This is a genomic window from Pseudomonas sp. SDO524_S393 (assembly GCF_054071875.1).
The window spans coordinates 76,181-90,771 of record NZ_JBSVVZ010000002.1; the positions used below are offsets into that span (position 1 = coordinate 76,181).

Genomic DNA, 14,591 nt, shown 5'->3' on the forward strand with positions numbered 1-14,591 from the left:
CCGGTCCCCCCTTCCCACTGACGTCGCCATAGTTAGCCCTCTTAAACCAAATCGAACAGACCGCATTCAGCTTTTTGGCTGCCCTTGACCCTCATCTGTCGCAACGTTCCCGTCCAAGCTTCTGTGAGGACAACACCGTGGCCGATCACTACCAACTCAACCTGGGTTCATTGCGCAGCAGTATCACCCTTACCCTGCACACTCACCACGCCGCCCGCATCTGGCAAGGTCGGACCGCACGTGAAGGTGCCCACTCGATCATGGGCATGGCGGGCTACATCAGTGTCACCAACCTGATCAAACAAACCGCGGCCCAAGACGACCCCTATGCCGACTGGGCCATCGTGCAACTCGAAGAAAAACTCATACAGGCCAAGGCTGGGATGTTAGAACTGAGCCAACAGCTGGATCGGATCAGGCAGGATCTGCCGACACAGATCGACATGGGCGACAACCTCAACATCCACCCCGTCACCTTGCCGTTGTACATCGGTAGCCAGCTGGGCTTTCTCGCGGTCTACCTGCTGACCGACTACGACACTCTGGTGCGCCGGACCCTATTGGCCCATCACACCGCCCTGATCGGCCGCATCGATATGGAAGCCTGGATCGACGACGGCGCCCATCTACTGCGTAGCCTGTTTGGTCAGGCACAGCGCTACCGGCATGCCGGCGTCACCCGTGATGACATGGCGGCGAACAACGCCCGTGCCCTGGCGGCCATCGATAAATTGGGTTTGCCCCCCATGGACATACTTGAGGGTCATCGACGCTCCCAGTTCGCGCCGCCGATCACTCGGCGTGGTGCGGTGGCAGTGGATGACGTCGACGCGTTGGCAGAGCAAGCGAGAGAGCTAGCTGCGACAGTGGATGAGCCGGAGGACGAAGCATGAATCTCATGATCCCGGCTCAACCAATGCCCTTCGAAGTGTTGACACCGGATGCCTATCGACAGCTCGAACACGCCGCCTCCCTAAAAGGCCTTTTAAAACCATTTAAGGGTAAGGGGGAGTTGGAGCAACTGGCACAGGTGGCGAGGGAAATCGAGGCGCAGTTACGTCACCTGATGGAGGCTGTGGTGCAGCAGGCCGGACAGCCCCCTTACTCGCTGCTGGACATTCGTTTAGTGCTGCAGAACACCAGCGCAGGCAGCAACTTTTTGCGTTGGCGCACCCGTGACTTCGCCCGTATGGGGGTTGCGGTCTGGGAACGCCAGGTCTGCAACACAGCCCTGCCGCAGGCCGTACGCGAGAGATTGCACCGTTTCGAATGCGATCGCATTGCACTGAACCTGCAGATGAGCGTGGTGCACTCGCTCTACCGCCAGGCCACGACCTGCGCGATCAAAATGGACAGCGCCGAGCGGCTGCTGCGCCAGTTCACACCCGCAGTGGAGGTATCACAATGAGTACTTTTTTCGTCGGTGAAGGCAATATCGGCAGTGCGCCGGAGTTCCAGGAGTTCGCCTCAGGCAATGACGAGCCACGGCGCTTGCTGCGGCTGAATGTGTATTTCGACAATCCCGTGCCACGCGAGGGCAGCTATGAAGATCGAGGCGGCTATTGGGCGCCGGTTGAGCTCTGGCACCGCGAGGCTGAACACTGGAGCACGCTGTATCAAAAGGGTATGCGCGTGCTGGTCGAAGGTCGTACGGTGCGTGATGAGTGGGAGGACAGCGAAGACAATGCGCGGGTGACCTTCAAGATCGAGGCCCGTCGAGTCGGCATCCTGCCTCACCGAGTGCACAGCGTGGTCATGCGGGAGCGCTCCAGTGAACCGACGGCCTCTCAAAATACAGAGCAGGCCAGTTCACCGGCGTCGAAATCCAAGAAACGCAGAGGGCCACCACCTACGGACTGACGGACATCAGGCATAAAAATTGCACCTCCACACGCAGTTGCTGGCGTGTTATTACGCGCTGCTCGTGAAGCTCCACACTGCCGACAAACTGCAATGGGCTAGCAGCCTCGGACCATTCAAGCATGCCCTCACCGACTAATATGAGGAACCTGCCATTCAGGTTTCTCATATCCCGTCACTGCTGTTTCCAATAACGCTGCTCCGAACTCAATCTGGAGCAGTTCTATGCGTCTCTTCCTCTGCGAGAAACCTTCCCAGGGTCGGGACATTGCCAAAGTACTCGGGGCCACTCGGCGCGGTGATGGTTGCCTGATCGGCGCCGACTCCACTGTCACCTGGTGTATTGGCCACTTGCTGGAGACAGCCCCACCTGAAGCTTATAGTGATCAGTACAAATCCTGGTCGCTGGATCATCTACCGATCATTCCCGTGCAGTGGCAGGTCGAGGTCAAATCCAAGACAGCGGCACAGTTCAAGGTCATCAAACGCCTGCTCAGTGACACTACCACCGTCATCATCGCGACCGACGCCGACCGCGAAGGTGAAATGATTGCCCGCGAATTGCTGGAGCTTTGCAGGTATCGAGGACCCGTTCAGCGCCTCTGGTTGTCCGCCCTCAACGAGGCGTCGATTCGCAAAGCATTGTCCTCGCTGAAATCCGGTCAGGAGACCTTCCTGCTTTATCACTCCGCCCTCGCCCGCAGCCGCGCCGACTGGCTGATTGGCATGAACCTCAGTCGTTTATTTACCCTTCTCGGTCGGCGGGCAGGCTACGATGGTGTATTGTCAGTTGGACGCGTCCAGACACCCACTTTACGTCTGGTGGTCGATCGGGATCGTGCGATTGCCGGCTTCGTCTCGGTGCCCTACTGGGACGTGGATGTGCACCTGTCCTCGATGGGCCAGCGATTCATCGCCTCGTGGTTACCGCCATGTTCAGGACGGGACGAGGCAGGTCGTTGCCTGCAGCAGGCGCTTGCCAGTCAGGCCGTCCAAGCGATCTCTAGCAGTAAGACCACCACAGTGGTCTCGCTGCAGACTGAGCACTCCCGCGAACCGCCGCCCCTGCCCTTCGACTTGAGCACACTGCAAGAAGTCTGCTCACGCAAGCTGGGACTCGGCGCTCAGGAAACCCTGAACATCGCCCAAACCCTGTATGAAACCCACAAAGCCACCACCTACCCCCGCAGCGATTGCCGCTATTTGCCAGAGAATACGTTCAACGAGGCACCCACGGTACTTGATGCCCTGCTTAAAACGGATCCTACACTCAGAACTGCATTTGGGTGCCTGGATCGATCATTACGCTCCCGCGTATGGAACGATACCAAGGTCACCGCGCACCACGGCATCATTCCCACCACCGAGCCGGCAAACCTGGCGCGGATGTCCGAACAAGAACGCCATGTCTACGAACTGATCCGTAGCCACTACCTTGCGCAGTTTCTTCCGCATCATGAGTTTGATCGAACCCAGGTCGAACTGGAATGTGGCGAAGAACGTTTGACCGCCGTCGGCAAACAGATCCTGATCCAGGGCTGGAAAGGCTTGCTCACCGAAAACACCGAGGAGGATGAGCCCAGTCAAAAATCCCAAGTATTACCCATCTTGAAGCAGGGCACGCACTGCGCAGTGGACGATGCCGAACTCAAGTCCATGCGCACTGCCGCTCCCAAACCTCTTACCGAAGGCGATCTGATCAAGGCGATGAAAAACGTGGCCAAGCTGGTCAACGACCCACGCCTGAAACAAAAACTTCGGGACACCACCGGTATCGGTACCGAAGCCACGCGAGCCGGCATCATCAAGGGGTTGATTGAACGCGGTTATTTGCTGAAGAAAAAACGCGCTTTAATGGCCTCCGCCGCGGCCCATACTCTGATCGAGGCGGTACCCGCTGCAGTCGCGGATCCGGGTATGACCGCGATCTGGGAACAGGCGCTGGACGAAATCGAAGCGGGACGTCTGACCCTGGATGCGTTCGTCGCGAAGCAGGCGAACTGGATTGCGCAGTTGGTCGCACACTACCGCTCGCTCACTTTGGCCATAGCGGGAGAAATGAGCCCGGACTGCCCCATGTGCAACGCCTCAATGCTCAGGCGAAAGGGAAAATCAGGTCCGTTCTGGTCATGCTCCCGCTATCCGGGTTGCAAGGGCACTGTGTCAATCAGTAAAGATACGCGTCGCTCTTGATGTGCCATGAGACGATCATCATGAGAACGGTGAGTTCTCTGGCTTGACCTCGTCCCACCCTCTCTGCTGTTGTGCCTCAGGATCATCGCCAACGGCGACCCAAGACCGACTCGCTCCGGGTAGTTCGGTCGGACTCCTTGAGTTCGGAGCCTTCTCTTCTGCGGGGTTTCGTTCCCGTTTTGTGCTCGACCTGATCGTGGTGGCGGATGACCACTGTTGCCTCTACGCGGCAATAGCGGTCATCCGCTTCGGCGATCGTATTCAGTCCCGGAGCCCACCGGGGAAACACGGGGCACCCTTTGTGCGCGGATGCGTGCCAGCATGTTCCGACCCAGGCCACGACAAGGGTCGGTTGGCGAATCATGGCGCAGTTAAACCAAGTTTTGCGAGGAGCTTGTGACTGCGTAAGACCGTCAAAGGTGGCTTTTCTGTTCCTCGCCTGGCGCCTCGCCAGGCCTACTCTTCATTTTTTCATTCCAGTGACTGCTACCGTATTCCAGGCGTAAAAAATCGGGTGGCAGCGCCTTGACGCTCCCCTGTGACAGGCTTATACAAAAGGCGTGGTTCGCTGTCGTTGACAGCCCAGCCCAGGTAGCTTGAACCTTCAAGGCTACGCCACGTTCGTGGTGGTTTACCCAAGTGCGATCAGCGTTCGGAAGCTCGCGCGATTACCGCTTCAGCGGTGATGAATGCCCACTACCCATGCCTGCGGATCACCACCGCAGACGCTCCTCTTCTGCACAGCTATTCCTCCAGACGCATCGTTCGGATCGTCATCGGCTTGCCGGTAGCGAGTCGTTCATTGCTCACCTTCACTTTACCCACCCTGACGGGGGCTCACTTCCCTCTTAGGGATTGTGCGTCGCCGTTTTCCCTTGAAACAGGAGAACCACCATGGCCCACACCAACCAATCCCAAGAAGCGACCACTTACTTCAACCTTCACACCGTCGGTATCGGCTACCTCAACCGTGTTCGTGAAGTACAGGTCCGCCGCGGCCAGCCGTTCATGGCCTGCGATATCGCCGCACTGCACGGTGCCAGCGATGCGGTGGAGTACACCCGTTTCGACTGCAAAGTCGCTGGGGGTGAAGCTGAACGCTTGATTCGTCTCTATATGGACGCCGTCAAAGCCGAGAAAAAGGTCTTGCTGTCGTTCCGTATCGGCGACCTGTGGATCGATCCGTTTCTCTACGAGAAAGGCGATAAACAAGGTCAACCCGGTGCCAGCCTGAAAGGTCGTTTGCTGTTCATCGATTGGATCAAGGTCAACGGGATGTTCGAATACAAAGCGCCCGCCAGGCAGGAAGCAACAGCACCTGCTGAGCAAGCGCCCACCAGTGAACCATCCCCACCATCGGCTGATGCCGAAGCTGACGGGACCGACGAACCAACAGAGGCTCAGGTCGAACCTGAATCTCCACCCACTCCCCGCACGGCCCGCCGTGATGCCACCCGCACTGTTCAGTCCGCCTGAACAGTCCACGATGTTCCACATCAAGGCGCTCTCTCGAGCGCCTTTTCTTCAATCAGCATAGGAGAACCGACATGGAATCCTTCTGGCTTTGCGACGACTGCCTATTCGCTGCGGCTTACGAGGACTACAGCGCGTTATCGCTCTACTACACGACGGATGAGATCGAGGATCGCATCGCCAATATCCATCGTGGACTGGTTCGATTAATGCCCATCAGTGCCGACTTCGATCCCGAAGCCGGCTGGGGAATAAGAGCCTTTTCCCCATTGCCCTGCGACGGCTGTGGTTCACCCCTGCACGGTCAGCGCCATCAATTCACTCAGCTGTAAACAGCGCGCCAGCGACTAACACCCGCCACGCTATATCCACCTGGGGACTCCACTCCCCTCGGGCGTGTACCCCTGATTGTTCCCTTCGGAGGTACCACCATGAGCACCCAACTCACCCTGATTGAAACCTCGGATGTCGAGGCTGATCGTATCGTCCAAGAAAACCAGATGATCGACGAAGCGTTGCATATTCTGGATCGTCGGCTGTTCACCCGCGGCCCTACCCTGAGCTCACCTGATACCGTGGCCTCGTACTTAAAACTGCACCTTGTGCAACAGGAGCATGAGGTCTTCGGTGTGATGTTTCTCGACGCCCAGCACCGGGTGCTGGCGTTCGAGATCCTCTTTCACGGCAGCATTGACGGCGCCAGCGTTTACCCCCGACAGGTCATGAAGAGATCCATGGCTCATAACGCCGGCGCTGTCATTTTGGTCCACAACCACCCTTCAGGTTGTACGGAACCCAGTCAGGCGGATCGCCTCTTGACCGCACGGTTGAAGGAGGCCTTGGCCATGATCGAGGTGCGCGTTTTGGACCACTTCATCGTCGGTGAAGGCCGTCCGCTCTCCCTTGCCGAACATGGCTGGCTGTAATCCTCACAGGCGTCTTCGGGCGCCTTGTTCATTTTCACTCTCGAGAACCCTCATGCACCCCGCACACCAAACCTCAACCCTACTGACGGCCTCAAACCCATTTGTTCGCGGCTACGACAACCTGCATATCGCACGGCTGCTACTGATCACCGATGAAAACGACTGCCCTCCCTGCTTTCGCCCCGTACACGACACACAGGCGCGGCTGCCCGACGAAGAGTTGCAACTGTTCCCCTGCCTGTTCAATGACGATTTCGTCTTGATCAGCGAAGGCCAATCCATTCCGAAGGACTTGGAGGAACGCTGCCCGTCTACCGGGTTGGTGCGCCAAGTGATCTACGCCGTGATGGGCGAAATGTTCAACGAGCGGCATCACGTCGGCGATTTGTACTCCCTGGAAGAAGCCCAAGTCATGGTCCATCGCTTGAGCTTCGAAACGGGACACTACAGTCGAGCCTGGGAGATCAGTACCGCGCACCTTCCCGACGAAGCGATGCTGTGCCTGGAGGCGTGGGTCGGTCACTCCGCCCTGTGGCAAACCGGCCTCTTGTTCGAGCTGTTCAACTTGCCGGATTGCTGTGGCATCGGTTGCAAACTGATCGGCACGCCATGGACGGACGACAACCTGCTGAACATTGAGAGCCAGCCATACTCCAGCCTGAGACAAGAGCAGCTCGACGCCGGCACGCCGGAAGCCTTGGTCAACACACTGTACCTGGCGGCATTGGCGGATGTGCGATTGTTGATTTTCGACCCCGACGCTGCCGTTTTGGATGGGCTCGCCATTTTTGACGAATAGCAACGTGTTCAGCGTTAACACGAACCGCCTTGAATCAACTTTCTCACTGAATCGCTCCTTCACCTCATGTCAGGTTCTGCACTGAATCTGACATGAGGTTTTTTCCATGGAGCGTTTTTTCACGCCTGTGTGCCTGCTGGGTTTGTTGAGCGCCTGCACTGCGCAAATCCCTACCCCATTACCGACCCATTCAGAGATCGACAGTGGCTTCAATCAGGCCCAGCTCTCGTCGGCCACAGCTGTAGGAAGCCATCCGGCAGAGCTTCGTTATGGCCGCTATACGCTGGTCAGCACCGAACCCACCACGGAACAACGCGATCTTCTCGCTCAAATCATTGACGTGAGTATCCCGTCCAACCTAAATCCATCGGTAGAGGAGGCGATGCACTACGTGCTGCTGCGCTCGGGTTATTCGCTCTGTCCAGTTTCCCCGTCGGTGGAGGTGCTGTTTACCGGGCCCCTGCCAGCGGCCCATTACCAGCTCGGTCCAATCCCGTTGCGCCGCGCGCTACAAGTGTTGGCTGGCCCCGCTTGGCAACTCACGACCGATGAAGTCAGCCGTTCGGTTTGCTTCGAACAGCAAAAAACTAATGCCAGCGTCACGCCGATCACGCCAGTCTCGCCCCATCAATGGGAGGCGCGTCCATGAAAGCCTCAACGTTTCAAACCCTCATCATTGGATTGCTTTGCCTGGCGGTCGCCGGCCTGAGCAGTGGTTTGTATAACCAGTATCAGCGCTTGGCCGAGCTACAGCGCACGGATACGCAATACCAACAAACCCTGGACATCCTGCAACGAGATTCAAGCGCCCTCAAGGACACACAGGAAAAACTGCAGTACGCACTGATAGACCTGAAGCAAATGGTCGATACCGGTGAGCAACAGGCCAATACCCTCGATCCGATGCTGGATCAGTGGGCGCAAGAAATACAGGAACTGCACGATGGTCTGGCAGCCCGTGCCACCGCGGCAGACATGACCGCGCTACGTGCACGCTTTGAGCACGTCGAGCAGCAGCTCCTGAACCTCAAGACCAAGCCTTCACTCCCACCACCGACCTCTTCCACGACCCAGCCGAAACAGATGGCTCGCCCAAAACCCGCCCCGATCTCGCCACCGTTCTCAGTATTGGGGGTCGAGGCCCGCGGTGGCGAGCACTTTCTGGCAGTCGCCCCTCCTGACAGTCGCTCGCTCAAGGATGTCCGGCTACTACATAGCGGCGAGCAGCTCGGGGCCTGGCAGCTGAAAGTACTGGAACCGAACTCAGCCATCTTCGCGGTGGCCGCTCAGCCAAACCAGACCGTGCAACTCCCTTGAGAAGCGATCATGAACCGAGCGTCACTGCCCACCATCGCCTGTCTGGTTTCGCTACTGATCACCGGCACAGCGATGGGCAATCCCGTCACCACTCAGTCACGGACTCAGGACACGCAGTCTGCTCCGCTGAGGCACGCTAACTCTGAACAGGCTGCGAGCTGGGGGCTGACCGAGCAGGAGTGGACGCGCTTCGAACAGATCCAAGCCGGCCCACGCGGTTTCTGGAGCCCGAACCTCGATCCGTTGACCACACTCGGAGTCGAAGCCGAGACCGACCAAGAGCGCCAGCGCTATGCCGAATTACAAGTAGCGCTGGAAGCCAAACGCGCCGCGCGCGAGTTGGCTTACCAAAACGCTTACACCGCGGCCTGGGCCAAGCTGTTTCCCGGGCTGCTGCCTATCCAGGGCATGGCGTCCCCGCCCCCGGCCAGCTCATCGGTAATGCCGCGCCAGGCCCTGTTTGTGGAGGACCACTGCCCAGCGTGCACCGCCGAAGCGCAGCGTCTGCAAAGCAGTGACACGGCGTTCGATATCTACCTGGTGGGCAGCCAAGGCGAGGATGAACGCGTCCGTCGCTGGGCTCGGCAAGCCGGCATTGATCCGACCAAGGTTCAACGCCGCCAAATCACCCTGAACCACGACCGTGGTCGCTGGTTCAGCCTGGGTGCCTTGGGGTCATTACCTGCCACATTTCAACAGGTGAATGGACAATGGCAACGCCTCGACTGAGTGGTATTGCGCTGATGCTAGTGATGCTAGCGGCACAGGCCGAGGAGCTTCCACCTCCAGCCTACCAATTGGCGGCGCGTGGCGCCGACATCCCTTCTACGGTGCTGTTCGCCATTGCCCTGCAAGAGAGTGGTATTCGCGTCCGTGGTCGACTGCGACCCTGGCCTTGGACCCTTAACATCGCCGGAACACCTTACCGCTTCGCCAGTCGCCAAGCCGCCTGTCACGCCTTGCTTCAGGCGCTCGCCCGACATGACGCGAAGCGGGTCGACGCCGGACTCGGGCAAACCAACCTGGGTTACCACGGCCAACGTTTTTCGAGCCCCTGTGAAGCCCTGGATCCCTACCGAAATCTCGCCGTGACCGCCGCGCTGTTACAAGAGCACCACGCCGCCACCGGCGATTGGGTGTCGGCTGCCGGACGCTATCACCGCCCGGCAGGCGGCGCGCCGGCCGCGCGTTACCGCGCAGGTTTTTCCCGACAACTCGAACGACTACTGGTTTCCTTCGAACAGGGCACATCACCATGAAGCGAATATCCCTTGCCTGCTATGCCAGCCTGCTCTTGGCACCGTTCGCCCAGCCGGAACTGACCATCGCCGGGGATCAGCCTAGCGACTTCTCCCGCCCCCATTTTCAAGTTTCCGGGCCGCCCATAAACAACAAGACCCAGCCTGATTGGCCCGATCACCCCATACATGCGGACCTGTCCACCTTTGCCGATGAAGCCTGGATACTGCCCGTCCATAGCTCTCTCTTGAGCCCCGGCCCAATCACGTCTCGTGCCCTGAACATGCCGGGCTTGCAGCCATTTTTCCTGGTCGGCGGCGACCCCCAATCACTGGCTTGGTTGCGTCAACGCGCGGCTCAACTGCAGGAAATGGGTGCGGCCGGCCTCGCCGTTGAAGTGGCCGATACTGAAGCCCTGGCCCAGATTCGAGCAGCCGCTCCGGGCATCACCATCCTCCCGGTCGACGGCAACGATATCGCCACTCGCCTGCAGATCGAGCACTACCCCGTCCTGATCACTGCCACCTCACTGGAACAGTGAGTTCAGGTCATGACCGAGCACGCGATGGAGTCCAAGCTCCGGCCAGCGGTGGAGCTGTACACCGTAGCGATCTGCATCGCCGCCGCGGTGCTGTGCGTGTACTCGCCCTGGGCTGTGGCCATATCACCCGGGATCGGTCTGGTTACAGCGCTGGCCTATGCCCTGTTCGGCCTTATCCGCCTGCGACAAGCTCGGGAGGTGCTGCGTTATCGGCGCAATATCCGTCGGCTGCCCCGCTACGAGCTGACCAGTCACCAGATTCCGGTCAGTCGTAAGCGTTTATTCATGGGCCGCGGCTTTCGCTGGAACCGCCTGCACACCCAGCGCTTGGTCGAGGCCCAGGATCCGGCGGTCGCTCACTATGTCGATCAACCGACCCGCTACCGCCTGGCCCGTGGGCTCGAACGGCACCTGGAGCATGCACCGTTTCCACTCTCGATACTGGCCCGTGTCACCGCCTGGGACAGTGCCCTCAATCCGTTGCGCCCTTTGCCCCCGGTGGGTGGCTCGCCGCTGTTGCATGGGGTCGAGCCCGATGAAACGGAAGTCAGTCTGCCGCTGGGCGAACGGGTCGGACACACCCTGGTGCTCGGCACTACCCGTGTCGGCAAGACGCGACTCGCTGAGGTGTACATCACTCAGGACATTCACCGTGTTGAACATGAGGTAGTGATTGTCTTCGATCCGAAGGGCGATGCCGACTTGCTCAAACGGATGTATGTCGAAGCCAAGCGCGCCGGTCGGGAGAAGGAATTCTATGTTTTCCATCTAGGCTGGCCAGAGATCTCCGCGCGTTACAACGCCGTAGGACGTTTCGGGCGAATTTCGGAAGTGGCGTCGCGCATCGCCGGGCAGCTCAGCGGTGAAGGGAACTCTGCGGCCTTTCGTGAGTTCGCCTGGCGTTTCGTCAACATCATCGCCCGCGCTCTGATCGAGTTGGGCCGGCGTCCAGACTACCTGCAGATCCAGCGACATGTGGTCAACATCGACGCCCTGTTCATCGAGTACGCCCAGCAGTTTTTCGCCAAGACCGACCCGAAGGCGTGGGAAGTGATCATCCAGCTCGAAGGCAAGCTCACCGAGAAAAACATTCCCCGGCATATGGTGGGACGCGATAAGCGCGTGGTGGCCATCGAGCAGTACCTGGCGGCCAAACGGGTATTTGATCCGGTAATGGACGGGCTGCGTTCGGCAGTGCGCTACGACCGTACTTACTTCGACAAGATTGTTGCCTCGCTACTGCCGCTGCTGGAAAAACTCACCACCGGCAAGACCGCCCAGTTACTGGCCCCCAACTACACCGATTTAGATGACCCGCGGCCGATCTTCGACTGGATGCAGATCATCCGAAAACGCGGCATCGTCTACGTCGGCCTCGATGCGTTGACCGACGCCGAGGTGGCCGCCGCCGTGGGCAACTCCATGTTTGCCGATCTGGTCTCGGTGGCCGGGCATATCTACAAACACGGCATCGATCATGGCCTGCCCGCATCAGGCAGCAGCAGTGACAAGCTACCGATCAACCTGCACGCCGATGAGTTCAACGAGTTGATGGGCGATGAATTCATTCCGCTGATCAACAAGGGCGGCGGCGCGGGTATCCAAGTGACGGCGTACACCCAAACCCTCAGCGATATCGAAGCGCGTATCGGCAACCGCGCCAAAGCCGGCCAGGTCATCGGCAACTTCAACACGCTGCAGATGCTCCGCGTGCGCGAAACCGCCACCGCTGAGCTGCTCACCCAACAGTTGCCCAAGATCAACGTGCTGACCAAGACCCTGGTCTCGGGGGCCACCGACACCTCCGATCCGGAGGCCAACACGGATTTCACCTCGTCCTCCCAAGACCGGGTCAGCAGCACCAGCGTGCCACTGATCGAACCGGCCCATATCGTCAGCTTACCCAAGGGGCAAATGTTCTCGTTCCAGGTGGGCGGTCAGCTCTGGAAAGTCCGCATGCCTCTGCCCAAACCTTCGCCGGACGATGCCATGCCCAAGGATCTGCAAGAGCTCACTCAGCGGATGCGCGTCAGCTACAACGAACAGCCGGGGCACTGGTGGAGTGCAAGTGGCGGCGGTCCGACGCTGGACTTCGATCCAGATCGGGTTACGCCTCCACGCACTTCTTCAGCGGTGGATGCAAGTGTTCCTGCTCAGGAGGCCCCATGACGCCGTCGGCCCTACAGTGCATCTCGTGGAGTCAAGGAAGATGACTTCAGCTCAGCGCCCTCCTCCGCAACCCATCCAGCGGCCAGGGCTGATCGTCTCGGCGATTAGTCTGGTCCTGCGCATTATCAGTTTGTTGATCGCTTCGTTGCTGTTCTCGATTCTAATCGAGTGGGCCGGTCTGCTGCTGTTCTGGGGCGATCAAGGCTGGCGACACAGTCAGGCGATGATGAGCAGCGAACTGGGCTGGCTCAGTGAGCACTTCACATCCTCACTCATTATCCAACAGCCTGGACAGACGATTGTCCAGTGGCTGGATTTCCTCAAGCAGTGGTTACTGGTCAAGACCGGTTTTACGGATTTTGCCCAGCAGACGCGAGTCTCGAGCCAGGGCAACGACTTTTGGAGCGGGATCAATCAGCTCTACGTGAACATCGAGGACTTTGTGCTGGCAGCGGTGTACGTCAGCTTCACGTTCGTGGTGCGCCTAACCATTCTGGCCTTGGCGATTCCCCTGTTTCTGCTGGCCATGTTCACCGGCTTTATCGACGGCCTGATGCGCCGCGACCTGCGAAAATTTGGAGCAGGGCGCGAAAGCAGCTTTGTCTATCACCGGGCTAAACGAGCGGTCATGCCACTGCTGATCGTGCCCTGGATCCTTTACTTGTCGCTGCCCTTCTCGCTCAACCCCATGGCCGTATTTCTGCCTTGCGCCGTGATGCTCGGGGTGGCCATGGCCATCACAGCGGCGACGTTCAAAAAATATCTCTGAGTGCGACACGAATGTTTATCTGCGGAAGTGTTCAGGGGGCCAGCTCATGAGAGGCCCAAGCTCCCGGTCGTAAGGAGCCGCCAGTCCCGCGTTAGTGGACAACCCTCACAGGTGTTTGGCTTCGAGAGGAGTGTGATCATGGCATTGGTTGGTAGACGAGATGGACGCAATTTTGGCTATGGCCGACAACTGAGTTATGCCGGACCGCAAGCATTGCGCGACTTTTTTGGCGGCGGGCATTACGCCACGGTCAAGGCGCACAGTGATCGCTGGCAGGCGTTTGTCCGCTGGTGTCGTTCGGAGGATGGGCCGGGATTTAATGATGCGCGACAGATAGATTCGCAGACCTTGCTGGACTACGCAGGGCATCTGCGCCAACAAGTCGAACAAGGCGCTATCGGCATCGCCACCGCGCAAAACCGGTTGTCTAGCGTGAACCGGACTATGGCGGCGCTTCGCGACGATCGGTCCGTGGCGGTGCCGAGTCCGAGTAAGACTTTGGGAATGCGGCGCACCAGTGTTCGTCGCTCGGTGCCGCAAGACCAAGACCATGAGCACGTGAAGCGGATCGTCGACGTGCTCTGCGAACACCAAATGCCGCGCGCGGCAGCCATCGTTCAGTTGGCCCGAGCCACCGGCATGCGCTTGCGCGAGGCCATTTTGGCCGACCTACCGCGCCTAAAACATGAGACCGAACACTATGGCAAAATCAACATCCGAGATGGCATCCAAGGTGGCCACTCACGTGCATCGGCGCTTCGTTGGATTACGGTAAATGATCCTATTCGTGACGCGCTGAAATTTGCCGAACAGGCTTCGCCCAACGGTAGCCGCAATCTGCTTGCACCGAACGAAAGCTATGTCGATTTACAACGGCAAATCGTCCATCCCGCACGAGAGATCCTCCATTCGCACAACCTCAAAGGCTTCCACGAACTTCGGGTCGCCTATGCGTGCGAACGCTATGAGCAGATCACTCATCATCTCGCGCCCATCAACGGTGGCCGTTGTTACCAACTCGACCGACGCCTGGATCAGGATGCCCGAATGCAAATTAGCTACGAGTTGGGGCTCGGCCGTGTCGAACTGTTATCGACTTACATTGGTAGTCGAACATGAGCAAGCCATTCGATATGGAGCTGTTCCTACTACTCGCGACGTAGTCCGGCATGATCGGACCAGTAGGTACGTGTGAACTGTGCTGGTGGATCTTTGGGAATGGCATGGTCGTTTCCCAGAAAAAGCGATTCATCAGACCTCAGGTTTCTTACGGAATAATTCGCCCTTTGACTTGATTCTGCTCCC

16 protein-coding genes are annotated in these 14,591 nt (G+C 58.8%); all 16 read left to right on the forward strand.

Going from position 1 to position 14,591, the window contains the following annotated elements:
• The first annotated feature begins 137 nt into the window (after nucleotides 1-137).
• Entirely contained in the window at nucleotides 138-893 is a 756-nt protein-coding gene (locus ACW9IB_RS01800; RefSeq protein ID WP_457412026.1) for a PFL_4669 family integrating conjugative element protein, read from the forward strand.
• Nucleotides 890-1,408 (forward strand): DUF3158 family protein, encoded by a 519-nt coding sequence (locus tag ACW9IB_RS01805; RefSeq protein ID WP_457412027.1) that lies wholly within the window; start codon nucleotides 890-892, stop codon nucleotides 1,406-1,408. The genes ACW9IB_RS01800 and ACW9IB_RS01805 overlap by 4 nt, the downstream gene beginning before the upstream one ends.
• Nucleotides 1,405-1,860 (forward strand): single-stranded DNA-binding protein, encoded by a 456-nt coding sequence (locus ACW9IB_RS01810; protein ID WP_219431431.1) that lies wholly within the window; start codon nucleotides 1,405-1,407, stop codon nucleotides 1,858-1,860. The genes ACW9IB_RS01805 and ACW9IB_RS01810 overlap by 4 nt, the downstream gene beginning before the upstream one ends.
• A 225-nt stretch (nucleotides 1,861-2,085) precedes the next feature.
• Complete coding sequence (locus tag ACW9IB_RS01815) at nucleotides 2,086-4,053, forward strand: DNA topoisomerase III (protein ID WP_457412028.1); 1,968 nt, start codon at nucleotides 2,086-2,088, stop codon at nucleotides 4,051-4,053.
• Between the two features lie 894 nt (nucleotides 4,054-4,947).
• The gene (locus ACW9IB_RS01820; RefSeq protein WP_016973532.1) at nucleotides 4,948-5,529 is read left to right on the forward strand and encodes an STY4534 family ICE replication protein; all 582 of its coding nucleotides are present in this window, start codon (nucleotides 4,948-4,950) and stop codon (nucleotides 5,527-5,529) included.
• Between the two features lie 71 nt (nucleotides 5,530-5,600).
• Nucleotides 5,601-5,858, forward strand: coding sequence for a hypothetical protein (locus tag ACW9IB_RS01825; RefSeq protein ID WP_016973533.1), 258 nt, complete (start codon nucleotides 5,601-5,603; stop codon nucleotides 5,856-5,858).
• A gap of 99 nt (nucleotides 5,859-5,957) precedes the next feature.
• Nucleotides 5,958-6,452: a RadC family protein gene (gene radC / locus ACW9IB_RS01830; RefSeq protein WP_457412029.1), complete on the forward strand. Its 495-nt coding sequence runs from the start codon at nucleotides 5,958-5,960 to the stop codon at nucleotides 6,450-6,452.
• 52 nt (nucleotides 6,453-6,504) lie between these two features.
• Nucleotides 6,505-7,251 carry a DUF5983 family protein gene (locus ACW9IB_RS01835; RefSeq protein WP_457412030.1) on the forward strand — a complete coding sequence of 249 codons (747 nt, stop codon included), beginning with the start codon at nucleotides 6,505-6,507 and terminating at the stop codon, nucleotides 7,249-7,251.
• Between the two features lie 106 nt (nucleotides 7,252-7,357).
• On the forward strand, nucleotides 7,358-7,900 hold the full coding sequence (gene pilL2 / locus ACW9IB_RS01840; RefSeq protein WP_457412032.1) for a PFGI-1 class ICE element type IV pilus protein PilL2: 543 nt from the start codon (nucleotides 7,358-7,360) through the stop codon (nucleotides 7,898-7,900).
• The gene (locus tag ACW9IB_RS01845) at nucleotides 7,897-8,568 is read left to right on the forward strand and encodes a chemotaxis protein (protein ID WP_457412033.1); all 672 of its coding nucleotides are present in this window, start codon (nucleotides 7,897-7,899) and stop codon (nucleotides 8,566-8,568) included. Before pilL2 ends, ACW9IB_RS01845 begins: the two co-directional genes overlap by 4 nt.
• A 9-nt stretch (nucleotides 8,569-8,577) precedes the next feature.
• On the forward strand, nucleotides 8,578-9,297 hold the full coding sequence (locus ACW9IB_RS01850; protein WP_457412034.1) for a TIGR03759 family integrating conjugative element protein: 720 nt from the start codon (nucleotides 8,578-8,580) through the stop codon (nucleotides 9,295-9,297).
• Nucleotides 9,279-9,827 carry a lytic transglycosylase gene (locus tag ACW9IB_RS01855; protein WP_457412036.1) on the forward strand — a complete coding sequence of 183 codons (549 nt, stop codon included), beginning with the start codon at nucleotides 9,279-9,281 and terminating at the stop codon, nucleotides 9,825-9,827. Before ACW9IB_RS01850 ends, ACW9IB_RS01855 begins: the two co-directional genes overlap by 19 nt.
• Nucleotides 9,824-10,348, forward strand: a complete 525-nt coding sequence (locus tag ACW9IB_RS01860) for an integrating conjugative element protein (protein ID WP_457412037.1) — start codon at nucleotides 9,824-9,826, stop codon at nucleotides 10,346-10,348. The genes ACW9IB_RS01855 and ACW9IB_RS01860 overlap by 4 nt, the downstream gene beginning before the upstream one ends.
• A gap of 9 nt (nucleotides 10,349-10,357) precedes the next feature.
• Nucleotides 10,358-12,517, forward strand: coding sequence for a type IV conjugative transfer system coupling protein TraD (gene traD, locus ACW9IB_RS01865; protein WP_457412038.1), 2,160 nt, complete (start codon nucleotides 10,358-10,360; stop codon nucleotides 12,515-12,517).
• A 40-nt stretch (nucleotides 12,518-12,557) separates the two neighbouring features.
• Nucleotides 12,558-13,286, forward strand: a complete 729-nt coding sequence (locus tag ACW9IB_RS01870) for a TIGR03747 family integrating conjugative element membrane protein (RefSeq protein ID WP_457412039.1) — start codon at nucleotides 12,558-12,560, stop codon at nucleotides 13,284-13,286.
• A gap of 138 nt (nucleotides 13,287-13,424) precedes the next feature.
• Nucleotides 13,425-14,405, forward strand: coding sequence for an integrase domain-containing protein (locus ACW9IB_RS01875; protein WP_457412040.1), 981 nt, complete (start codon nucleotides 13,425-13,427; stop codon nucleotides 14,403-14,405).
• The last annotated feature ends 186 nt before the right edge of the window (nucleotides 14,406-14,591 follow it).